Origin of the sequence: Providencia sp. 2.29 (assembly GCF_015832305.1) — a bacterium.
Taxonomy (GTDB): domain Bacteria; phylum Pseudomonadota; class Gammaproteobacteria; order Enterobacterales; family Enterobacteriaceae; genus Providencia; species Providencia stuartii.
Window position 1 is genome coordinate 710,899 of record NZ_CP065420.1, and the last position, 21,866, is coordinate 732,764.

Here is a 21,866-nt window from a genome sequence, read left to right on the forward strand (position 1 = left end):
AATGGGTTATTGAAAGTGAGAGATTGGAATAACACAAATACCTCATCATGAGGTATTTGTGTTTGTAGGAGGCTTGGCTTATTTGCTCATGCGCTTATATTTCATGCGATGAGGTTGTAGAGCTTCGGCACCCATAGTCCGTTTTTTGTAATCTTCATACTCAGAGAAGTTACCTTCAAAGAAGGTGATATTACCTTCATCTTGATAATCAATAATATGAGTTGCAATACGGTCAAGGAACCAGCGGTCATGCGAGATAACCATTGCACAGCCCGGGAACTCTAACAAGGCGTTTTCTAAGGCACGCAATGTTTCAACGTCGAGGTCGTTCGTGGGTTCGTCGAGTAACAGTACGTTACCGCCAACTTGTAGCAGCTTAGCTAAATGCAGACGTCCACGCTCACCACCGGACAACTCGCCAACACGTTTACCTTGGTCAACGCCTTTAAAGTTAAAGCGACCCACATAAGCGCGGCTTGGGATCTCAAAGTTACCAATACGCATGATATCTTGTCCGTTCGAGATCTCTTCCCAAACCGTTTTGCTGTCGTCCATGGAGTCACGGAACTGATCTACAGAGGCAATCTTGACCGTATCACCTAAGGTGATGGTGCCTGAATCTGGCTGCTCTTGGCCTGAGATCATACGGAATAGGGTTGATTTACCCGCACCGTTAGGGCCGATGATACCGACAATGGCTCCTTTTGGAATGGAGAAACTTAGGTTGTCGATAAGAACACGGTCACCGTAAGATTTGCTGAGGTTTTCAACTTCAATAACCTTATCACCCAAACGTGGACCTGGTGGAATAAATAATTCACTGGTCTCATTACGTTTTTGGTATTCAACGCTGTTAAGTTCTTCAAAGCGAGCCAGACGTGCTTTACCTTTCGCCTGACGGCCTTTTGGATTTTGGCGGATCCACTCTAACTCTTTCTCAATCGATTTACGTCTTGCCGCTTCCGTTGAAGCCTCTTGCGCTAAACGCTCATCTTTTTGTTCTAGCCAAGAAGAGTAGTTACCTTCCCATGGAATACCTTCACCACGGTCAAGTTCGAGGATCCAACCTGCAACGTTATCAAGGAAGTAACGGTCGTGGGTGATCGCCACAACAGTGCCTTCATAGTCATGTAAGAAACGTTCTAACCAAGCAACGGATTCCGCATCCAAGTGGTTAGTTGGCTCATCAAGGAGCAGCATGTCCGGTTTTTCTAACAGAAGACGGCAGATAGCAACACGGCGACGCTCACCACCGGATAGGTTTTCGATTTTAGCATCCCAAGGTGGCAAACGCAGTGCATCGGCAGCACGCTCTAGCTGGTTATCCAAGTTATGACCATCTTGCGCAGCAATAATGGCTTCTAACTCGCCTTGCTCTTTAGCTAACTTATCGAAATCCGCATCAGGATCGGCATAAGCGGCATAAACTTCATCTAAACGCGTTAATGCGTTTTTAACTTCAAAGACTGCCTCTTCAACCGCTTCACGAACAGTGTGTTCAGGGTTGAGCTTAGGCTCCTGTGGTAGATAGCCAATTTTGATACCGGGTTGAGGGCGTGCTTCCCCCTCAATTTCCGTATCGATACCCGCCATGATGCGTAATAAGGTTGATTTACCCGCACCGTTAAGACCTAAAACACCAATCTTCGCCCCAGGAAAGAAGCTCAGAGAGATATTTTTCAAAATATGACGCTTCGGTGGAACAATTTTTCCGACTCGGAGCATAGAATAAACATATTGAGCCAATTTTTTTACCTATTGTTTTATAAACGAAAGTTCAATATTTGATAGTGTTTTTAGCAGACATATGACCGTCTTATCACGCGATTATACCTTAGGCGACTTTTGCTGCTGTAAACGTTACTTTCTATCTTAAAATTTTTCTGAGCTTCACTCTAATTGTTCCTCACTCTAAGTCAATAGTTGCGTGTGTTTCCGATACTTTCTTGTGAATTAACCCCCACTTAAGACGGGATCAAAATTAAGTAAAAACGCGCATGTTTCATCATGGGGTAAATGACCTTTTACATTGTAAACAAAAAATAATCATTAACAGGGGGGAACGGGGGGTGTTGGCTATTTTTTAATACGGGGGCTGTTTTGTTTTATAGATAAACATATCGATTAGTCTTGTTAGGGTGAATTTAGTTTAAGGCTTAATGGAAATTTCTTTTCATTTAGCTTTGATGAAGGTATTTATTGGATCATGGTAGAGTGACATGCCATTTAATATTTCATTAATAAATCTGATATAAAAAAGATTATTTAGGGTTAATACTTTTACCTCTATTACTTTTTCTTCCGAGTTATCTAAATTTTGTGAAGATGATTTTGACGATAAGCTAAAGATGTCTATCAAAGCCCAAAAATCAGCGTGTAAAGCAGACGCTTAACCATTTGCAAGATGCAGCAAACGGCGACTGTTCAATAAAATAGGTTTTCCTGTTTTTATGTTTTGAAGATTACTGAGAGCTTATTATTTGATATTAATATTTAAATAGCGATTAATATTAAAAATCACATAGCGATTAAAATAGATTATTAGTAAATTATTAGCATAATAAATCGACATCTAAATATGTTGTAGATGATATTAATTCTATAGCAGAGCGATGACCACTATAGAATTAATTTTTAATATCATTAAAATCTGAAAATAAATAGATTTTATTGATTAGAAATAGGCGCTGATTCTAACTTAACGATATCAGGTTTTTTCTGTTTAAGCTCTCTTTGTACATCACTGGCCTGTATTTTTTTATCTGTTCTTTCAGAGGTTCCGGTGAATACCCCACCTTTCTTAATGGTTAGGTTTTTAGTTTGGCAGATCCCATCGAGCTGACCATTTTCTAGAATATCCAAGTTTTCAGAGACACATAAGCCTCTCATAATGCCGTTGATTGAAATGGTTTGAGCATAAATCTCGCCTTCAACAACCCCTTCTTTTTGGATTGTGACAATACCGTCATTGCTACGAACACTCCCTTTTATATGACCGAATATTTGGATGTCTTCATCTAAAACAAGGTCACCGGAAATGTTGCAACTACTTGAAATAGAAGTGCTCTTGCGTGCTGAAGGTGTTGAAAGCACTTTTTCTTCTTTAATTTCAACCGTTTCTTTTTCGGGCGTTAACTCATGCGTTTTTGCCGCTTCGATAACGTTATCTTTATCTTTACTTTTTTTCGCAAACATCCTTTTATTCCTTGTAGAGAGTATATAAAAAACAATGAAGAATATGATTAGGAAAGGCAGAGATACAAGAGAAGAGTGAATATCTGTTAATGTGTATATTAAAAGATATGCCCATCCGCACCCAAGAATAGAAAAAAATAAATTTTTGAAATCCATATCATATCTCATTTTAAAGGGAGTTTAGATTATTCCAAATGAGCTTCATCATATTGACAAAATTAAATAGTTTTTACATCCACTGATATTATTTAACAGTAAAGATCAAGATTTGTCTATTTTTACTGAAAATAATACATCAATATTGAGTAATTTAAGCATTCATACCTATTAATAAACATGGCTCACTGATTTTTATCTATTTAACAACCATTTTTATAGATAACTCATCATGTTATTCAACGATGTGCCATAAAGCCGACGATTATCAAATCCATCATTTTACGTGATTCAGCGTAGTCTATTCGGTGGATTAACCACTATTTTACTAGTTGTTTTGACGTATAGAAAGAGGCTACTCTCTATCAAGGCGTTAATTTCAAGAACACTCCTGTTGCTTTCAACCTAAAGATTTTATATTGATAAAAATCGTTTAACAAAGTTGTATCCACCTGATACGCATTATATTTCAGGCCATATCAATACAAGTTGTGTTTAGTGACTCAAACCGATGAGTTGATGGGGTCTTTTGGGAAAACTTCACTGAACACCTACATGCAACTCGAATAATTTCGAGTATAGTTATAGAAGCGAAAAATTTAGAGCAGCGCGGGAATAGGGAAATAGTCAGTATGAAAAAATTCTTGATGGCAGTGCCGATTGCCATGATGTTGGTATCGACGACGGTATGGGCAGACTCTTTACAGGCTCAACGAGAGCGTTATCAAGCCATCAAACAAGCTTGGGATGCCAAGCAAATGGATGAAGTTGAACGTTTATTGCCGACATTACAAACGTATCCATTGTACCCTTATTTAGAATATCGAGAGTTAACGCAAGACCTCGATATTATTTCGCCGAGTCAAGTACAAGCATTTATTGACGCTCACCCGACATTACCAGTCGCAAAAACGTTAAAAAATCGCTTTGTGAATGAACTTGCTCGTCGCCAAGAGTGGCAATCTTTGCTGGCATTCAGCCCTAAAGAGCCTATGCCTGCGGAGGCGAAATGTAACTATTTCTATGCTAATTGGGCTACAGGCAATAAAACGCTCGCTTGGCAAGGGGCGGAGAAATCTTGGCTTAATGGGCGTTCAATGCCTGCCGCTTGCGATAAATTGTTTAATGAGTGGGAAAAAGCCGGCCATTTAACACCGGAAATGATCCTTGAACGGATCCACCTTGCCATTGATGCAGGTAATACTTCAATGGCTACCTATTTAGCGAAGCGTCTGCCACCAAGTTATAGGACGATTGGTGATGCATTAGTGAAGCTGCAAAATGATCCTGCATCGGTTACCACTTTTGCTAAGACGATGACACCGACCGATTTTTCACGTCAAGCCACGATAGCTGCATTTAGCCGTTATGCGCGCCAATCGCCAGATCAGGCACGAGCCGCGTTAAAGGGGATCAGTAACGCGCAAAAAATGAATTTTGCCGAAACTCAAAAATTAAAAGATAGTGTTGCTTGGCAATATATGGGGGCGGTCACACCTGAGCAAGAAAACTGGCGCGATGAGGTGATCAGTGAAACGGATTCAACAGCCCTAAAAGAGCGCCGTATTCGCTTAGCACTTGGTGCTGGGGATAAAGCAGGAGTAGCAAAATGGCTGAAACAGCTTCCCGCTGATGCACGGCATAAAGATGAGTGGCAATATTGGCAGGCCATCACCTTAATGAATGAAGGCAAAAAAGCAGAAGGTGAAGCCATTCTACGCAAACTCATCGAGGGCAGAGGCTTCTACCCAATGGTGGCAGCACAAAAATTAAACACGGAATACCCTCTGTATATTAAAACGGCTGAAAAACCGGATAGCCAACAGCTAGATAAGTTAGCAGAAATCCAGCGTGTACGTGAATTAATGTATTGGGAAATGGACAATCTTGCTCGTACCGAATGGGTAAGTTTAGTCGCTTCACTACCACCAAATCAGCAAGAGCAGCTTGCCCGTTATGCGTTTGATAACAATTGGGCGGATTTAAGTGTGCAAGCAACTATCCAAGCGAAGTTGTGGAATCATTTAGAAGAACGTTTTCCATTAGCGTGGGAAAAAGAGTTTGAACACTACACAAAAGGTAAAACGATTTCTAAAAGTTATGCCATGGCGATTGCTCGTCAAGAGAGTGCATGGAACCCACAAGCCAAATCCCCTGTTGGGGCGACGGGGCTAATGCAGCTCATGCCAGCGACGGCGAAGCATACGGTACAGAAGCAAGGAATTGATGGTTATGTCAATACCAGCCAATTGGTGAACCCAGTTAAGAATATTGAAATCGGTACGGCTTACTTAGATGATGTTTATCAGCAGTTCTCTAATAACCGTATCCTATCAAGTGCGGCTTATAACGCTGGGCCATCAAGGGTCACGCGTTGGTTAGGTAATAGTAGCGGTCGTCTTGATGCTGTTGCCTTTGTCGAGAGTATTCCTTTTTCAGAAACACGAGGCTATGTGAAAAATGTGCTCTCTTATGACGTATTCTACCGTTACTTTATGGGACAACATGGGCCTGTATTGACCGATAACGAGTGGTTAATGAAGTATTAGTAGGTTTTACAGGTGATTTGTCAAATAGTGTGTTATCATTTGTACTAGTTAAATAGTATGGTTGGATAACATGACTGCAAATCACCTGAATGACCCAGCACTCACTACCGATGAGAACGATGATTGGCAACGCTTTGTTAAATTGCTACAGCTTGCGTTTGAGCAAGACTTACAACATCCCATATTACAATTGTTGCTGACACCCGATGAACGAACGGCGCTTGCGACTCGAGTCAGAATTGTGCAAGAGTTGATGCGTGGTGAAATGAGCCAAAGGGAATTAAAAAATGAACTTGGGGTGGGTATCGCTACCATCACACGCGGCTCAAATAGTTTAAAATCGGCACCTCAGCCTGTAAAAGAGTGGTTAGAAGCGCAATTGCTAAAATAGCCACTGCATATTCATTGAACACAGAGCACTCTATACACGTTACTCCATGACAGGGAGCCGAGTTGAGCATCAGTCCATACTGACTCAAGATGATGAGTTGTCAGTGTTAATTGTGTGATTTGTGTCATTAATATAGACAAATAGGGGCAAAGACTGCCCCTATTGTTATTTTTTCGTTATAATTAATCTTCTATCTGGTTTAGCTCTTTATAAATTTCATGCTTAATGGGAACCAGCGCCAGTATCAGTGCTTGTTGGTAGACACTGGTGCGTGTTAGTACCCCGTTAGTAAAAAAGCCGATGGCACCGCCTTGTTGTTTGATGTTATCGATGCCAGTTAAATCTGCCATTTCGTCACCAAGCTCACGCCCTTCACGGATACCCGCAAGGATTTTTTCTGGGATCATGATACTCGCTGAACGTGATTCACCACGGATCTGTTTATGTTCAATAACAATCCATGCAAAGGTCATATCTTCATCAATGCCAGCTTCAATCCCGACCCAAAAATCGGCCTCTGGGCGAACTTGCCTTGATGCCATTACACGTTGCCTTGCGCCTGTGCGGGTTTCATTATTACCGATAGGTTGCTGTGGAACGCTGCTATCAACGTTAATATCTTCTACTTGATAAGTGCCTGGCCCAAAAACAGCATCGAAAGCAAGATGAATCGCTTTAATTTTGGCAGGATTAGTCGTTGCAGCTATAACTTGGTACATTAATTATTTTCCTTTGAACACATATTTCGCAAAGTAATAACGGAACACATCTATGTTACAGGTTTATCTTGTTCGCCACGGTGAAACCGAATGGAACGTGGCACGTCGTATACAGGGCCAATCTGATAGCCCACTCACGGCCACTGGACGTCTGCAAGCAAGGCAAGTTGCCGAAAGGATGAAATCAGAAGGCATTACTCATATTATCACTAGTGATATGGGACGCACACGCGAAACTGCACAAATAATTGCGGATGTTTGCCGTTGTGAAATTATCATAGAACCTCGTCTTCGTGAATTAAATATGGGGGTTCTGGAACAGCGCGAAATAGAAAGCCTGACAGAGCAAGAAGAGCAGTGGCGTAAAAGCCTTATTGATGGCACAGAAGGCGGGCGTATTCCAAACGGTGAATCGATGGAAGAGCTGTATCAGCGTATGTATGCCGCTCTCAACAGTTGCCTCGATCTACCAAAAGGGAGTCGACCACTTTTAGTCAGCCACGGGATCGCATTGAGTACGCTAGTTAGCCGTATTTTAGGGGTTCCTGCTTATTCAGAACGCCGCTTGCGCTTACGTAATTGCTCAATTTCACGCGTGGATTACCAAAACAGCCCTTGGCTCGCAAATGGTTGGATCGTTGAAAGTACTGGTGAGGTTACCCACCTTACTCAGCCTGCGTTAGATGAACAGCAAGCGTAGTTGAGACCGTGTAAATTTGGAGTTCCAACAATGATAGATTCTAACTTATTCGAGTTGCAGCTAGGAGACTAACGGAGATAGTCGGGAACATAAATAATATGTGACTCGGCTAGCTAGGACAGTCCATGATGCCACAGCTTGGAAAGATAACGAGCCATTGAAACTCCAAATTATTAACGTTTTATCGGCACATAGTAATCAAAGGCCGCAACATGCGATTTCGGGTCATCATTTTTATGGTCTATATGACGTAACTCAACATTTTTGAGTTTATAGTGTTCGATATCATAGCCAGGTCGGCGCGTGATATTGAGCTTAGGCAGATAGACGCCATAAATCTGATATAAGAACTCTTGCATTGCTGCGCGCGTTGCTTCACCGCTAAAGCTAAACTTCACATATTCTCCAGCGGGAATAGTGAGATGGCTATATTCTGCATTGTTAAAACTTGCATCTTCAGGTTTTACTGCGGTGGTATAGAACACCGTCTGCTCATCTTCTTTATCGGCGTTATGAATCGCGTGGTGTAAGCCGAAGACCTCAGAGGCAATCGAGGTTGTATGTTCTAAATAGTAGTGCCAGAAAGTTTGGCGCATCTGTGAACAGGCGGTTGACCACTCTTCTAGCGCATAAGAACAGCTTTGCTCAAGCCCCACTAAAGGCTGCTCCTGCATCTCGACGAACTCATAATCTAAATGTTTATGTTCATCTAAAATAATAGGTGGACAAATACCCGTGGCACACCACTCATCGCTACGACGATAGTAAGCAGGGGTGATGTTAAATTGTTTCTTAAACGCGCGGGTAAAAGTTTGCTGTGAGTCAAAGCGATATTGTAACGCGATATCAAGAATCGGGCGGCTGGTCAGTCGTAAAGCTACAGCAGCGCGAGATAGCCGTCGAGCACGAATATAGGCGCCAATTGCTTGGTCAGTCACCTCTTTGAACATCCGTTGTAAATGCCATTTGGAGTAGCCAGCTTTTGCCGCAACATTATCGAGTGATAGAGGTTTATCTAGGTTATCATCGATCCAGCGAAGAAGGTCACGAATAATATTTGTTTGATCCATGTATATCCCTAGTCAATAAGACTTAAAAAACAGATATAGGTTATCAAGGAACGCCTATTCTATATCAAGTTACCTTTTTCGTTTATAGTAAAAGAGTTGTATTTACCATTTAGTTGTAAAGAAAATGATTAACTTCTTTTATACTTGTCATATTTCAGGCTGCCTTATGGTTAATAATGGCTGAAATGTCACTCGAATTGTTTAAAAAGTATATAACAAAGAGGCTAAGTCTTCTGGTTGAAAAGGAAATTTGTATGCATTTTTGCAAGTTGAAAAAGATCGTATTGGCATCACTGTTGTCTGCATTACCCTTTGCGACGTTTGCGGAAGAAATTGGCTCGGTAGATACCGTTTTTAAAGTATTTGGCCCTGACCATAAAATTGTTGTTGAAGCTTTTGATGATCCCGATGTTGAAAATGTGACCTGCTACTTAAGCCGTTCGAAGACGGGGGGGATTAAAGGTGGGCTTGGTTTAGCAGAAGATACTTCTGATGCGGCGATATCTTGCCAACAAGTTGGTCCGATTGAACTGAATGAACGGATCAAACGTTCACCGAAAAAACCGCACGTTGTTTTCCAAAAACGGACTTCATTAGTATTCAAAAAGTTGCAGGTAGTACGTTTTTATGATCCCAAACGCAATGCGCTTGTTTATTTGACTTATTCAGACAAGATGATTGATGGCTCACCGAAGAATGCATTAAGCGCTGTACCTATTATGCCATGGTAAGTCTTTAAGTGGGTCTACAGGTGCTCTTCCCGCATAAAATAACCCCCAATAATGGAATTATTGGGGGTTATTTATTCATCGGTCTTTATCGAACGATGGCGGGATTATTCGTCGAGATCACCACAAAAGCGATAACCCTCACCGTGGATTGTTGCGATGATTTCTGGGGTATCAGGCGTTGATTCGAAATGTTTACGAATACGACGGATAGTGACGTCGACCGTTCTATCATGAGGCTTAAGCTCACGGCCTGTCATTTTCTTCAACAAATCGGCGCGAGTTTGGATTTTCCCCGGGTTCTCACAAAAATGTAGCATAGCGCGGAATTCGCTACGAGGTAATTTGTAGTGTTCGCCAGCAGGGCTGATCAGTGAGCGACTGTTGATGTCGAGTTCCCAACCATTAAATTTATAGCTTTCGACTAAACGGCGCTCTTCAGTGCCACCAGCTAAATTCATAGTACGAGATAGTAGGTTGCGTGCACGGATAGTCAGCTCGCGAGGGTTAAATGGCTTGGTGATATAATCATCCGCACCAATTTCTAGGCCAAGGATCTTATCCACCTCATTATCACGGCCTGTTAGGAACATCAGTGCAATACTTTCTTGCTCACGTAATTCACGCGCAAGGAGAAGGCCGTTTTTACCGGGTAGGTTAATATCCATGATAACGAGGTTGATGTCATGCTCGGACAGAACATTGTGCATCTCTTCGCCATCAGTGGCTTCGTGAACTACATAGCCTTCAGCCTCAAAGATACTTTTCAGCGTATTGCGTGTGACAATCTCATCTTCAACAATTAAAATGTGTGGGGTCTGCATATTTGCTACCTAAAGTTTTAAAATAAAATTGTGAACTCATAAGCCGCTTCCAAATTAGGTGGTTTTGATTTTATTTTACTGGAACGACGCGTCTATGGGTTATAAATATGTTTTCGAGTCAAGGTTATTTTGTCGCCTCTATCGTCATCAGATTCTAAATTGAATCAAAATTTAGGCACCTTCCCAACGTTGGGCTGTTAACAGCAATATAACAGCTAATACTGCATTTACCACCTAAAAAAATAACTTTTGTTGATACATATCAAAATCAATTGTAGCACGTTAACAAAATTTGTTAGGAAGAAAATCTTACCGATTCAATGGCTGTTTAACTATCAGATAAAGAGTAAAAGTTTTTTATTCTTTGTTTACTCAAACGATGCGTTTGGGTGAAAAATGGCCAACTATTCAAGCTAACGCTAAAAAAAAGTTTATGGATATTTTAATCTGACAATTGTTAATTTTTTGGTTTTTTAAATTAGCAAATTGTGAGGCCTATTCATTTGTGATTAAATTTTGTTGAGAAAATAGGATAATTTTTGATAGGTCACGCTTTGAATAACGGGCTTTTTTTGCAAATAAATTTGACATTTTTGGGCAATTGCTTTAACCGTATAGGGAGCAAGTAACGAATCAAGAGACAGACAGAAATCTATGCGTAACATCAGCCTGACTACGATTATTATTACCACCACCGTAACCACAGGAAACGGGGCGGGCTGACGCATCCAAAAAATAAAAAACGAAAAAGCCCGCATCCAATCAGATGTGGGCTTTTTTTTGGTGTTAAATCAGGAGAGAAATACCATGCGTGTGCTTAAATTTGGCGGTACTTCGGTTGCAAATGACGAACGAGTACTGAATGTTGCTGACATCGCTGAAAGTAAATTGGCCGATGGGCAAGTGGCGTTGGTGCTATCTGCACCAGCAAAAATCACTAACCATTTGGTCGCAATGATTGATAAAACGGTTGCAGGTCAGGATGTCATCACGCATGTGAATGATGCAGAAATGATTTTTGCGAACTTATTAAAAGGATTAAAAGAAAAACAACCCGGTTTTGATTACGATAGACTGAAAAAACTCACTGAACAAGAATTCGCACAGATCAAACAAGTACTGCATGGTATTACTCTTCTAGGCCAATGCCCTGATAGCATTAACGCCTCAATTATTTGCCGTGGTGAAAAACTCTCTATTGCCATTATGGAGTCTGTGCTAACAGCACGCGGGCACAAAGTCACGGTGATTAATCCTGTCGAAAATTTATTAGCCGTCGGTCATTATCTTGAGTCCACTGTTGATATTAATGAGTCAACTAAACGTATTAAGGAATTAAACATCCCTAAAGACCACTTTGTATTAATGGCGGGTTTTACTGCGGGGAATGATAAAGGCGAATTGGTCGTATTAGGGCGTAACGGCTCCGATTATTCCGCGGCAGTATTAGCGGCTTGTTTACGTGCTGAATGCTGCGAAATTTGGACCGATGTGGATGGGGTATATACTTGTGACCCACGTTTAGTGCCTGATGCACGCCTATTAAAAGGGATGTCCTATCAAGAGGCGATGGAGTTATCCTACTTTGGTGCAAAAGTACTGCACCCGCGCACCATAGCACCAATCGCACAATTCCAAATTCCTTGCCTTATCAAAAACACCACTAACCTCAGTGCTCCGGGTACATTGATCGGGGATGGACAAACAGATGACAGCACCCCTGTTAAAGGGATCACCAACCTGAATAACATGGCGATGATCAACGTTTCAGGCCCCGGCATGAAAGGAATGGTTGGTATGGCCGCACGTATCTTCTCTGTGATGTCACGTAAGGGGATCTCGGTTGTACTTATTACGCAGTCATCATCGGAATACAGCATTAGCTTCTGTGTGCCTCAAGGGGAATTAGTACGTGCACGTGCTGCCTTGGAAGAAGAATTCTATTTAGAATTAAAAGATGGCGTCTTAGACCCTCTTGATGTCATGGAGCAGTTAGCCATTATTTCGGTCGTTGGCGACGGCATGCGTACTCTAAAAGGGATTTCAGCGCGTTTCTTCTCGGCATTAACACGCGGTAATATCAATATCGTGGCGATTGCCCAAGGTTCGTCTGAACGTTCAATTTCGGCAGTCATTGCCAATGAAGCAGCAACCACGGCGGTTCGTTTATGCCATCAAATGCTATTCAATGCAGAGCAAGTCATTGAAGCCTTCATTATCGGTGTGGGTGGGGTAGGAAACGCACTGATTGAGCAAATCCATCGTCAACAGCAATGGCTGAAACAAAAGCATATCGATTTACGCGTTTGTGGGATCGCCAACTCACGAGCAATGTTGACGAATATGCAAGGCATCTCTCTTGATAATTGGAAAGAAGAGTTGGCGCAAGCGACCGAGCCGTTTAGCCTGAGCCGCTTGATCAGATTGGAGCGTGAATATCACTTCCTCAATCCAGTGATCATCGATTGTACTTCTAACCAAGAAATTGCCCAGCAGTATGTCAGTTTCTTAAAAGACGGCTTTAACGTTGTGACACCTAACAAAAAAGCTAACACCTTATCAATGGAGTATTACCGCCAATTACGCTCCGCGTGTGAAGTATCAAAACGTAAGTTCCTTTATGACACTAACGTTGGTGCGGGTTTGCCTGTGATTGAAAACTTACAGAATCTCCTGAATGCGGGTGATGAGCTAGTTCACTTTAGCGGTATTCTTTCTGGATCACTCTCCTTTATTTTTGGCAAACTCGACGAAGGGATGTCTTTATCTGAAGCGACGGCTCTAGCTAAAGAGAAAGGGTTTACCGAGCCAGATCCTCGCGATGATTTGTCAGGCATGGATGTCGCACGTAAGCTGTTGATCCTCGCGCGTGAAGCCGGTTATGAATTAGAGCTAGAAGATATTGAAATCGAACCCGTATTACCTGCGGAGTTTGATAGCAGTGGCGATGTGACTGAATTTATGGCTCGCTTACCGCAACTTGATCAACCGTTTGCAGAGCGTATAAAAGCAGCAGAAGCAGAAGAAAAAGTGTTACGCTATGTCGGATTGATAGAAGAAGGACGCTGCCAAGTGAAAATCGTTGCGGTTGATGGCAATGATCCGCTCTTCAAGGTCAAAAATGGCGAAAACGCATTGGCTTTCTATACGCGCTATTACCAGCCAATTCCTTTAGTACTCAGGGGCTATGGAGCAGGTAATGATGTTACCGCAGCCGGCGTATTTGCAGATATGTTGCGTACTCTATCATGGAAATTGGGAGTCTAATAAGTGATTAAAGTTTATGCGCCCGCTTCAATTGGTAATGTTAGTGTCGGGTTTGATGTATTAGGCGCGGCGGTATCGCCAGCAGATGGAACGCTGTTAGGGGATTGTGTCACTGTTGAAGCGGCTGAGAGCTTTTCTTTGACGAATAAAGGCCGCTTTGTCGCAAAATTACCGAAAAAAAATGAACATAATATTGTTTACCAATGTTGGGAACTGTTTTGCGAACGCTTTGGTAAACCGCTTAATGTTGCGATGACTCTCGAAAAAAACATGCCTATTGGTTCAGGGCTTGGCTCCAGTGCATGTTCTGTTGTTGCGGCACTGATGGCACTGAATGAGTTTGCCGGTCAGCCTTTTGATGAGACCACGTTATTAAGTATGATGGGGGAGCTAGAAGGGCGTATTTCAGGCAGTGTACATTACGATAATGTGGCTCCTTGTTACCTTGGTGGCTTACAACTGATTATTGAGCAAAACGGAATTATTTCTCAACCTGTTCCCGCTTTCGAGAATTGGTATTGGGTGATGGCGTATCCGGGGATCAAGGTTTCTACCGCGGAAGCGCGAGCTATTTTGCCAAATAGTTATCCGCGCCATGATATTGTTAATCATGGGCGTTATTTATCGGGCTTTATCCATGCTTGCCATACAGGCCAACCAAAGCTTGCTGCGACTATGATCCAAGATGTCGTAGCTGAACCTTATCGAACACAGCTACTTCCTGGGTTTGCCGAGGCGCGTAAGAATGCTTATGAAATTGGTGCACTTGCATGTGGTATTTCTGGTTCTGGGCCGACACTATTTGCCATTTGTGATGATAAACAAATCGCTGAAAAAATGGCCGATTATCTACAACAACATTATGTTCAAAATGATGAAGGCTTTGTGCATATCTGCCGTTTGGATCTCACAGGGGCAAGGACAATAGGGTAAACAATGAAACTGTATAACTTGAAAGATAATAGCGAGCAAGTGAGCTTCGCACAGGCAGTAAAACAGGGATTGGGCAAACAACAAGGTCTATTCTTCCCGCAAGATTTGCCAGAGTTTAGCGCTGCTGAAATTGATGAGCTACTAAAACTGGATTTTGTCACTCGTAGTAGCCGTATTTTAACGGCATTTATTGGTGATGAGATCCCTGAAGCTGAGCTGGCGGCTCGCGTCAAAGAAGCTTTTGCATTCCCTGCTCCTGTTACTCAAGTTGAGCAAGATGTAGCGACACTAGAGCTATACCATGGTCCAACACTCGCCTTTAAAGACTTTGGTGGCCGTTTTATGGCTCAAGCACTTGCCCAAGTTGCTGGTGACCAGCCTGTGACTATTTTAACTGCAACCTCTGGGGATACAGGGGCGGCGGTTGCACATGCATTTTACCGTTTAAATAATGTGCAAGTGGTTATTCTCTATCCAGAAGGTAAGATCAGCCCACTACAAGAAAAGCTCTTTTGTACCCTAGGTGAAAACATTCACACGGTTGCAATCAAAGATGACTTTGATGCCTGCCAAGCCTTGGTCAAACAATCTTTTGATGATGAGGCGCTGAAAAAAGCATTGCATTTAAACTCAGCGAACTCAATCAACATTAGCCGTTTGTTAGCACAAATTTGTTACTACTTTGAAGCGGTTGCTCAAATCCCTGCTGAGAAACGTGAGCAACTCGTTATTTCTGTTCCAAGTGGTAATTTTGGTGATTTAACTGCGGGCTTACTTGCTAAATCACTGGGCTTACCGATTAAACGCTTTATTGCTGCAACTAACGTCAATGATACGGTTCCTCGTTACCTTGAAGGTGGGGAGTGGAAACCACATCAAACCGTTGCGACTTTATCGAATGCGATGGATGTGAGCCAACCTAATAACTGGCCGCGTATTGAGGAGCTATTCCGTCGTAAAGGGTGGTCTCTGAAAGAGCTTGGTTATGGAGCGGTGACCGATGAGGTGACTAAAGAAACGGTGCGTGAGTTAGATAAAAAAGGGTATGTATCTGAGCCGCACGCAGCTGTCGCTTACCGTGTTTTACGCGATCAATTACAAGATGGTGAGTATGGTTTGTTCTTAGGAACGGCGCATCCTGCTAAGTTTAAAGAGAGTGTAGAGGCGATTTTGAATAAACAACTTCCTCTACCAGAAGCTTTAGCTGAGCGTGCTGAGCTACCTCTGCTATCACACTTTTTGCCGTCGGATTTTGCGAAGCTAAGGGCTTTCTTAATGGAACGTGCACCTAAATAGCGATTTCTGGATCCATGAAACGGAAGCGATATGCTTCCGTTTCTATTTATCGTAATGATAATAGTTCATTGATTCAAATATTGATGACACGATGAGATCACGAAAGTCGGTATAGTAGAGGACTAGTGCGTAGAGCGATTTGAACTTGCACCATCTAGGCCGTTTCTGCCACCATTTGGTCCACCAAGACCTCCTTTACCCCCTTTTCCTCCTTCTGGGCCTGCATCTCCACCGTTTCCGCCATTGCCACTTCCTGAACCATGACCGCCGTTACCACCGTTGCCACCATGACCCCCATTCCCCCCGTTTCCGCCGTGACCATTTCCTGTACCATTACCGCCATTACCTCCGTTACCGTAGCCGTCACCATTACCGCCTCGGCCCCCGTTCCCGCCATTGATTCCGCCACTACCGCCATTACCACCATTACCGTTACTGCCGGGCTGTGCATGGCCCCCATCTCCTCCATTACCATTATTGAGTCCATTGCCCCCATTACCGCCGTTGGCACCATTACCTCCATTTCCACCATGATTCACATAAAAGATATTGTGCTCACTCGAAATCGCATGTGGTGGCGTTGTGCTGTGTAGTGGATTGTTGTAACTGAGTGAATGGCTTGATATTGCGGGAGTTAAGAAAAATAGCGTGCTGATAGTGAGAAGCCATTTTCGTTGCATAGTTTCCTCCGCCCCCCCTCCATTTAGAAGGGGGGAATAATCATATAAGATTACGAGTTAATTACCGACCATTACCACCGTTGCCGCCATTGCCACCGTTACCACCATTGCCAAAGTATTGGCCCGATACTGAGGTCGGATCCATTAGCATATCAAGGAGTTGATATTGAGGAAGAGAAGCGAAAGATAATGCAGGGGTAAACAGAGAAGCGATAAGGATATGTTTTATTTTCATATAATATTCTCTTGGTTAAATGAATTAAACAAACTGCTATTTCAGTTTATTTGTTCATTTTTATTTATCAATAAAAGTGGGCTTTTAGAATGTGTTGTATTTAAAATATCCTGATTTATAAGAGATTATTTATTTAAACGGTGAATTAACTTAATATATTCCTTTAAATAATATTAAATTAATTTATTGACCTGCGATCAGCAAAAAAGAAGCCACGAGACAGTTAATCACTGTTTTTGTGTTGAGGGGAAGTTGGTATGGCGCTGCCACTTCATACTCGGAATACAAAGGAGCAGCGGATAAGCGCTAAATGGCGTCTTCTAAGATAAGTTCAATGGTTTTTAGCTCTTCAGGTGTAAATTCGCGGTTTGCCATCATACCGAGAGCGTCATCAATTTGGCTAACTCGACTTGCACCAATGAGCACAGAGGTGATCCTATCATGGCGTAATACCCAGGCTAGGGACATTTGGCTCAATTTTTGGCCTCTTTGCAAAGCAAGTTCATTCAGTTTTTTCACCCGAGCGAGTACCGCGGAGGTTAGCCTTTCTGGGGGAAGAGAAGGGTTGCTTGCCGCCCTTGAATCGGCAGGAATACCGTTTAAGTAACGGTCGGTAAGTATGCCACCTGCAAGCGGCGAATAAGCTATGGAGCCGACGCCTTCATCTTCAAGCACATCAAGTAATTCATCTTCTGGATCACGGACTAACATGGAATATCTAGGTTGATGGATTAGGCAAGGCGTACCTAATTGGTTAAGGATCTCAATCGCTTCTTTTGCAAGCTCGGCAGGATAGTTAGAGATCCCAACATACAGAGCTTTACCTTGGCGTACGATCAGATCAAGGGCGCCCATTGTTTCCTCAAGAGGAGTATCAGGATCTGGGCGATGGTGATAAAAAATATCAACATAATCTAGACCCATGCGTTTTAGGCTTTGATTAAGGCTGGCAATTAAATATTTTTTACTGCCCCAATCACCATAAGGGCCATCCCACATGGTAAAGCCAGCTTTTGATGAAATGATCATTTCATCTCGGTAAGGTAAAAAATCTTGTTGGAGTATTCGTCCAAATAGGCTTTCTGCTGCGCCCGGCGGAGGACCATAATTATTGGCGAGATCAAAGTGGGTGATCCCATGGTCAAAAGCATACCTTAACATGGCTCGGCAGTTATCCGGGGATTTGTTGTCACCAAAATTGTGCCAAAGACCTAAAGAGATTAGTGGGAGCCTTAACCCGCTGCGACCACATAGGCGATATTCCATATCCGTGTAACGATCAGTATTTGCAATATAAGGCATACTTCACCTCCAAATAGTTGGCAGAGACCTAAACGATACTGACACAAATGTCATTTTCGCTATGGTGAATCAATGCTAATTTTTAACCAAAATACAAATTTTTAGTAAATATGTGATGGAGGATAAAAAAGAGACAATATTGCCGAGTCGTGAGTTAGGTGATCACACTAGCGACCACCTTATTTAAGGGATTAATGTTGTTCAGGACGGGTAAAGACCAGCTCATTTCCTTTGGATTGGCTCTCATCGAATTGGTAACCTTCAAGGTTAAAATCAGCCAATTGATCTGTTTTGGTTAGCTTATTTTGAATAATAAAGCGGCTCATCAAACCACGTGCTTTTTTAGCATAGAAACTGATCACTTTATATTTGCCATTTTTTTCGTCAAGGAAGACCGGTTTTATGATGACACCATCTAATTTTTGGCTATTAACGGCTTTAAAATATTCATCTGAGGCAAGGTTGACTAATACATGATCGCCTTGATCCGCAAGCGCTTTGTTGAGCTTGTCGGTGATGATATTGCCCCAAAATTCATACAAATCTTTGCCTCGAGGGTTTTTTAGGCGCGTTCCCATTTCGAGGCGGTAAGGCTGCATTAAATCGAGAGGGCGTAATAAGCCATATAGCCCTGATAAGATACGCAAATGCTGCTGGGCAAACTCAAAGTCCTGTGCAGAAAATGTTTCAGCTTGCATACCTGTATACACATCCCCTTTAAATGCAAGAATAGCTTGGCGTGCATTTTCAGGCGTGAAATCCGCATGCCACTCACCAAAACGTGCAGCATTGAGGCCAGCCAGTTTATCGCTAATTTTCATTAAGCTTGAGATGTCTGCTGGAGATAGTTTGCGGCAAACCTCAATCAGTTGCTGTGACTCATTCAGTAAATCAGGTTGTGTGAAAGAGTGTGTTGCGAGCGGGCTTTCATAATCTAATGTTTTGGCTGGTGAGATTGTGATGAGCATAGCAAGATCCCTATAATAAAATGACGACGACCACTTTAACAAAAATTGCCATTAAATAGCTAATCGGTGAGATAAGTAAAAACAATTTTTCTATTTTGTCGTACTGTGATTATGCTTATTCGAAGCTAAAAGGATTCAGTTTTAATTTAAATTGCGAAAACGATTGCATATCAATTAGTTGCTATAGAATAGTTTTAGTCGCTTGCAGCAACTTGGATGCGTGATATTATCATTGTACGGTGCGGCGTTTGCCTCAATTCCTTTATAACAACGAGATTAAAGAAATGACCGATAAATTAACCTCCTTACGTAGTCTGACCACCGTTGTTGCTGATACTGGCGATATTGAAGCGATGAAGCTTTATAAACCACAAGATGCGACAACTAACCCATCTTTGATTCTAAATGCAGCACAAATTCCTGAATATCGTAAACTGATTGACGAAGCGGTCGAGTGGGCCCGTAAACAAAGCAGTCATCGTGAACAGCAGGTTGTTGATGCTTGTGACAAATTGGCAGTCAACATCGGTTTGGAAATTCTAAAACTGGTTCCAGGCCGTGTTTCAACGGAAGTTGACGCACGTCTGTCTTATGATGAAGAAGCGTGTATCGCTAAAGCGCGTCGTCTGATTAAGCTGTACAACGAAGCGGGTATCAGCAATGACCGTATTCTGATTAAATTGGCTTCAACTTGGCAAGGCATCCGTGCAGCTGAGAAATTAGAAAAAGAAGGCATCAACTGTAACTTAACCCTACTTTTCTCTTTTGCACAAGCTCGTGCATGTGCGGAAGCAGGTGTTTATCTGATTTCACCATTCGTTGGTCGTATTCTTGACTGGTACAAAGCGAATACCGATAAAAAAGAGTATGCACCGCAAGAAGATCCAGGTGTTATTTCTGTGACTGAGATCTATAACTACTACAAAACCCATGGTTACAAAACCGTCGTTATGGGCGCAAGTTTCCGCAATGTTGGTGAGATTTTGGAACTGGCGGGTTGTGATCGCCTAACGATTTCACCTGCACTGTTAAAAGAACTCTCTGAAGCGCAAGGCGAAGTTGTTCGTAAATTAACTGACTCTGGTAAGACAAAAGAGCCAGAAGCTAAACTGACTGAATCTCAGTTCTATTGGCAGCATAACCAAGATCCGATGGCAGTAGATAAACTGGCTGAAGGTATCCGCAAATTTGCTATTGACCAAGAAAAACTGGAAAAAATGATCGCAGAGCTACTGTAATTTCTGCCTTCACTTTTTATGAGAACCCAGTGTCTTCACTGGGTTTTTTGCATTTTGGATCAGTGAGTACCAAATACAAAAGAGCCCCTGATAAGCAACCTGAATATTATTTAACTAAATGAAATCATTGACGACGCGGCTAATGCTGAACAGCCTACATTCCTTCATGTATTTTCACTAAGCAATATCGCGATACTTAGCACTGAAACCTTATATTTCCCATGATATGATAACCTACGTATTAATGCGCGTGATTTGCGGGGGCTGCCCGCAATGAGCACTTTTTATTGGTTATTTATTGAGGTTTGTATGGATGAATTGCGCATAGGTTTGGTTTCAGTTTCTGACCGTGCTTCAAGTGGTATTTATGAAGATAAAGGGCTCCCATCCTTAGAAGCATGGCTTGCGAAAGCGCTGACAACACCTTTTCGTATTGAAACTCGCCTGATCCCTGATGAGCAAATCATGATAGAACAAACATTATGTGAGCTAGTGGATGAGTTTGCCTGCCATTTAGTACTGACAACTGGTGGTACAGGCCCCGCACGTCGTGATGTCACGCCAGATGCAACATTAGCGATTGCCGATCGCGAGATGCCTGGTTTTGGTGAACAAATGCGTCAAATTAGTTTAAAATTTGTGCCAACGGCCATTCTTTCTCGCCAAGTGGGGGCGATACGCAATCAAGCATTAATCCTCAACTTACCGGGTCAACCTAAAGCCATTGCAGAAACACTGGAAGGGTTAAAGGATGCGGAAGGGAATGTCATCGTCTCTGGGATTTTTGCTAGTGTGCCTTACTGTATTCAACTGCTCGATGGGCCTTATGTCGAAACGGATCCGAGTGTTGTGAAGGCATTTAGGCCAAAGTCGGCGATCCGCTCTTAAATCATGATTATTAAGTCAGGTGAGGTTCACTCACCTGACTTGCTTACGACGACGATTAACAGCGCTGCCCTATTGGTAAAACAGTTTTGCCATATTGCTCATTCAACACTTCAGCCATTGCTAAGTAGAATGCACTTGCGCCACAAACAATCCCTTCAAAGCCTGCGATCGTTAAAATAGTGCTATTGCCTGTTAAATTACCGATGGCTAACAATGCAAACAGTATGGTTAAGCTGCCAAAAACAAATTGCAAAACAAAATTGGCTTTTAATGTTCCAAGGAACATAAAGAAGGTGAAGACTCCCCAAATCAGTAAGTAACCCCCTAAAAATGCAGGTCCGGTTGGCTCTGCTAAGCCCAGCGTGGGCAAAAATAATAGGCCAACTAACGTTAACCAAAACATCCCGTATGAGCTAAAGGCTGTTGCGCCAAACGTATTTCCTTTCTTATATTCAATAAGTCCGGCTATCACCTGAGCAATACCACCATAAAAAATCCCCATGCTCAAAATCACTGATGAGAGAGGGAAAAAACCTGCATTATGGAGATTGAGCAGAATTGTAGTCATACCAAAGCCCAATAAACCAAGTGGACCCGGATTAGCAATAGAGCTGGATTGCATATAACCTCTGGTGAAAAATGATTAAAATTCAAAAAGATATAAAATTTTTTGCCAGCTTGTTTAGGTTGGCGGCGAATCATACGCAGTTTTTTTGCTGAAACAATG

20 protein-coding genes and 1 other annotated feature are annotated in these 21,866 nt (G+C 42.4%); of the genes, 10 read left to right on the forward strand and 10 right to left on the reverse strand.

Annotated elements, in window-relative coordinates; all coding sequences use genetic code 11:
• Positions 1–78 precede the first annotated feature (78 nt).
• Complete coding sequence (ettA, locus tag I3B46_RS03040; RefSeq protein ID WP_014656823.1) at positions 79–1,746, reverse strand: energy-dependent translational throttle protein EttA; 1,668 nt, start codon at positions 1,744–1,746, stop codon at positions 79–81.
• Positions 1,747–2,667: 921 nt separating this feature from the next.
• Positions 2,668–3,195 (reverse strand): bactofilin family protein, encoded by a 528-nt coding sequence (locus tag I3B46_RS03045; RefSeq protein WP_014656822.1) that lies wholly within the window; start codon positions 3,193–3,195, stop codon positions 2,668–2,670.
• Positions 3,196–3,983: 788 nt separating this feature from the next.
• Here I3B46_RS03045 and sltY point away from each other — a divergent pair.
• On the forward strand, positions 3,984–5,900 hold the full coding sequence (gene sltY, locus I3B46_RS03050; protein WP_036941904.1) for a murein transglycosylase: 1,917 nt from the start codon (positions 3,984–3,986) through the stop codon (positions 5,898–5,900).
• A gap of 70 nt (positions 5,901–5,970) precedes the next feature.
• Positions 5,971–6,291: a trp operon repressor gene (gene trpR / locus I3B46_RS03055; protein WP_004926695.1), complete on the forward strand. Its 321-nt coding sequence runs from the start codon at positions 5,971–5,973 to the stop codon at positions 6,289–6,291.
• 182 nt (positions 6,292–6,473) lie between these two features.
• On the opposite strand, the gene yjjX is transcribed toward trpR, so the two are convergent.
• Complete coding sequence (yjjX, locus tag I3B46_RS03060; RefSeq protein WP_004926699.1) at positions 6,474–7,010, reverse strand: inosine/xanthosine triphosphatase; 537 nt, start codon at positions 7,008–7,010, stop codon at positions 6,474–6,476.
• Positions 7,011–7,062: 52 nt separating this feature from the next.
• Between yjjX and gpmB the strand changes: the two genes are divergently transcribed.
• Complete coding sequence (gpmB, locus tag I3B46_RS03065; RefSeq protein ID WP_004926704.1) at positions 7,063–7,710, forward strand: 2,3-diphosphoglycerate-dependent phosphoglycerate mutase GpmB; 648 nt, start codon at positions 7,063–7,065, stop codon at positions 7,708–7,710.
• Between the two features lie 173 nt (positions 7,711–7,883).
• Here gpmB and robA read toward each other — a convergent pair whose 3' ends face one another.
• Entirely contained in the window at positions 7,884–8,780 is an 897-nt protein-coding gene (robA, locus tag I3B46_RS03070; protein ID WP_004926707.1) for an MDR efflux pump AcrAB transcriptional activator RobA, read from the reverse strand.
• Positions 8,781–9,034: 254 nt separating this feature from the next.
• Here robA and creA point away from each other — a divergent pair, with 254 nt between their 5' ends.
• Positions 9,035–9,511 carry a protein CreA gene (gene creA, locus I3B46_RS03075; protein ID WP_014656819.1) on the forward strand — a complete coding sequence of 159 codons (477 nt, stop codon included), beginning with the start codon at positions 9,035–9,037 and terminating at the stop codon, positions 9,509–9,511.
• 104 nt (positions 9,512–9,615) lie between these two features.
• On the opposite strand, the gene arcA is transcribed toward creA, so the two are convergent.
• Entirely contained in the window at positions 9,616–10,332 is a 717-nt protein-coding gene (arcA, locus tag I3B46_RS03080; protein ID WP_004926714.1) for a two-component system response regulator ArcA, read from the reverse strand.
• Between the two features lie 654 nt (positions 10,333–10,986).
• On the opposite strand from arcA, the gene thrL reads away from it, so the two are divergent.
• From thrL to thrC, 4 genes are all read left to right on the forward strand, one after another.
• Positions 10,987–11,055, forward strand: coding sequence for a thr operon leader peptide (thrL, locus tag I3B46_RS22625; RefSeq protein ID WP_071599685.1), 69 nt, complete (start codon positions 10,987–10,989; stop codon positions 11,053–11,055).
• Positions 10,994–11,115, forward strand: a sequence feature (Thr leader region). (Overlaps the previous gene by 62 nt.)
• Before the next feature lie 24 nt (positions 11,116–11,139).
• Positions 11,140–13,599, forward strand: coding sequence for a bifunctional aspartate kinase/homoserine dehydrogenase I (thrA, locus tag I3B46_RS03090; protein WP_014656818.1), 2,460 nt, complete (start codon positions 11,140–11,142; stop codon positions 13,597–13,599).
• 3 nt (positions 13,600–13,602) lie between these two features.
• Positions 13,603–14,532: a homoserine kinase gene (gene thrB / locus I3B46_RS03095; RefSeq protein WP_004926720.1), complete on the forward strand. Its 930-nt coding sequence runs from the start codon at positions 13,603–13,605 to the stop codon at positions 14,530–14,532.
• A gap of 3 nt (positions 14,533–14,535) precedes the next feature.
• Positions 14,536–15,828, forward strand: coding sequence for a threonine synthase (gene thrC / locus I3B46_RS03100; protein ID WP_004926722.1), 1,293 nt, complete (start codon positions 14,536–14,538; stop codon positions 15,826–15,828).
• A 122-nt stretch (positions 15,829–15,950) separates the two neighbouring features.
• Here thrC and I3B46_RS03105 read toward each other — a convergent pair whose 3' ends face one another.
• From I3B46_RS03105 to yaaA, 4 genes are all read right to left on the reverse strand, one after another.
• Entirely contained in the window at positions 15,951–16,508 is a 558-nt protein-coding gene (locus tag I3B46_RS03105) for a hypothetical protein (protein WP_004926724.1), read from the reverse strand.
• Positions 16,509–16,569: 61 nt separating this feature from the next.
• On the reverse strand, positions 16,570–16,743 hold the full coding sequence (locus I3B46_RS03110; protein ID WP_191864237.1) for a hypothetical protein: 174 nt from the start codon (positions 16,741–16,743) through the stop codon (positions 16,570–16,572).
• A 306-nt stretch (positions 16,744–17,049) separates the two neighbouring features.
• Positions 17,050–18,045: an aldo/keto reductase gene (locus I3B46_RS03115; RefSeq protein ID WP_004926737.1), complete on the reverse strand. Its 996-nt coding sequence runs from the start codon at positions 18,043–18,045 to the stop codon at positions 17,050–17,052.
• A 191-nt stretch (positions 18,046–18,236) separates the two neighbouring features.
• Positions 18,237–19,013 (reverse strand): peroxide stress protein YaaA, encoded by a 777-nt coding sequence (yaaA, locus tag I3B46_RS03120; RefSeq protein ID WP_104873006.1) that lies wholly within the window; start codon positions 19,011–19,013, stop codon positions 18,237–18,239.
• Between the two features lie 284 nt (positions 19,014–19,297).
• Here yaaA and tal point away from each other — a divergent pair, with 284 nt between their 5' ends.
• Together tal and mog are read left to right on the forward strand one after the other, a co-directional pair.
• Positions 19,298–20,251 carry a transaldolase gene (gene tal / locus I3B46_RS03125; RefSeq protein WP_014656817.1) on the forward strand — a complete coding sequence of 318 codons (954 nt, stop codon included), beginning with the start codon at positions 19,298–19,300 and terminating at the stop codon, positions 20,249–20,251.
• A gap of 309 nt (positions 20,252–20,560) precedes the next feature.
• Positions 20,561–21,139: a molybdopterin adenylyltransferase gene (gene mog / locus I3B46_RS03130; protein ID WP_004926746.1), complete on the forward strand. Its 579-nt coding sequence runs from the start codon at positions 20,561–20,563 to the stop codon at positions 21,137–21,139.
• Positions 21,140–21,194: 55 nt separating this feature from the next.
• Here mog and satP read toward each other — a convergent pair whose 3' ends face one another.
• A complete protein-coding gene (satP, locus tag I3B46_RS03135; protein WP_163761912.1) occupies positions 21,195–21,761 on the reverse strand; it encodes an acetate uptake transporter in 567 nt (188 codons plus the stop codon).
• Between the last annotated feature and the right edge of the window lie 105 nt (positions 21,762–21,866).

What these genes read in the sequence shown, in the direction of transcription:
- I3B46_RS03115 (WP_004926737.1), bottom strand. Translation starts at nt 18,045, where the DNA reads ATGCCTTATATTGCAAATACTGATCGTTACACGGATATGGAATATCGC.
- I3B46_RS03105 (WP_004926724.1), bottom strand. Translation starts at nt 16,508, where the DNA reads ATGCAACGAAAATGGCTTCTCACTATCAGCACGCTATTTTTCTTAACT.
- thrC (WP_004926722.1), top strand. Translation starts at nt 14,536, where the DNA reads ATGAAACTGTATAACTTGAAAGATAATAGCGAGCAAGTGAGCTTCGCA.
- satP (WP_163761912.1), bottom strand. Translation starts at nt 21,761, where the DNA reads ATGCAATCCAGCTCTATTGCTAATCCGGGTCCACTTGGTTTATTGGGC.
- creA (WP_014656819.1), top strand. Translation starts at nt 9,035, where the DNA reads ATGCATTTTTGCAAGTTGAAAAAGATCGTATTGGCATCACTGTTGTCT.
- I3B46_RS03045 (WP_014656822.1), bottom strand. Translation starts at nt 3,195, where the DNA reads ATGTTTGCGAAAAAAAGTAAAGATAAAGATAACGTTATCGAAGCGGCA.
- mog (WP_004926746.1), top strand. Translation starts at nt 20,561, where the DNA reads ATGGATGAATTGCGCATAGGTTTGGTTTCAGTTTCTGACCGTGCTTCA.
- gpmB (WP_004926704.1), top strand. Translation starts at nt 7,063, where the DNA reads ATGTTACAGGTTTATCTTGTTCGCCACGGTGAAACCGAATGGAACGTG.
- yaaA (WP_104873006.1), bottom strand. Translation starts at nt 19,013, where the DNA reads ATGCTCATCACAATCTCACCAGCCAAAACATTAGATTATGAAAGCCCG.
- I3B46_RS03110 (WP_191864237.1), bottom strand. Translation starts at nt 16,743, where the DNA reads ATGAAAATAAAACATATCCTTATCGCTTCTCTGTTTACCCCTGCATTA.
- trpR (WP_004926695.1), top strand. Translation starts at nt 5,971, where the DNA reads ATGACTGCAAATCACCTGAATGACCCAGCACTCACTACCGATGAGAAC.
- robA (WP_004926707.1), bottom strand. Translation starts at nt 8,780, where the DNA reads ATGGATCAAACAAATATTATTCGTGACCTTCTTCGCTGGATCGATGAT.
- tal (WP_014656817.1), top strand. Translation starts at nt 19,298, where the DNA reads ATGACCGATAAATTAACCTCCTTACGTAGTCTGACCACCGTTGTTGCT.
- sltY (WP_036941904.1), top strand. Translation starts at nt 3,984, where the DNA reads ATGAAAAAATTCTTGATGGCAGTGCCGATTGCCATGATGTTGGTATCG.
- yjjX (WP_004926699.1), bottom strand. Translation starts at nt 7,010, where the DNA reads ATGTACCAAGTTATAGCTGCAACGACTAATCCTGCCAAAATTAAAGCG.
- thrA (WP_014656818.1), top strand. Translation starts at nt 11,140, where the DNA reads ATGCGTGTGCTTAAATTTGGCGGTACTTCGGTTGCAAATGACGAACGA.
- arcA (WP_004926714.1), bottom strand. Translation starts at nt 10,332, where the DNA reads ATGCAGACCCCACACATTTTAATTGTTGAAGATGAGATTGTCACACGC.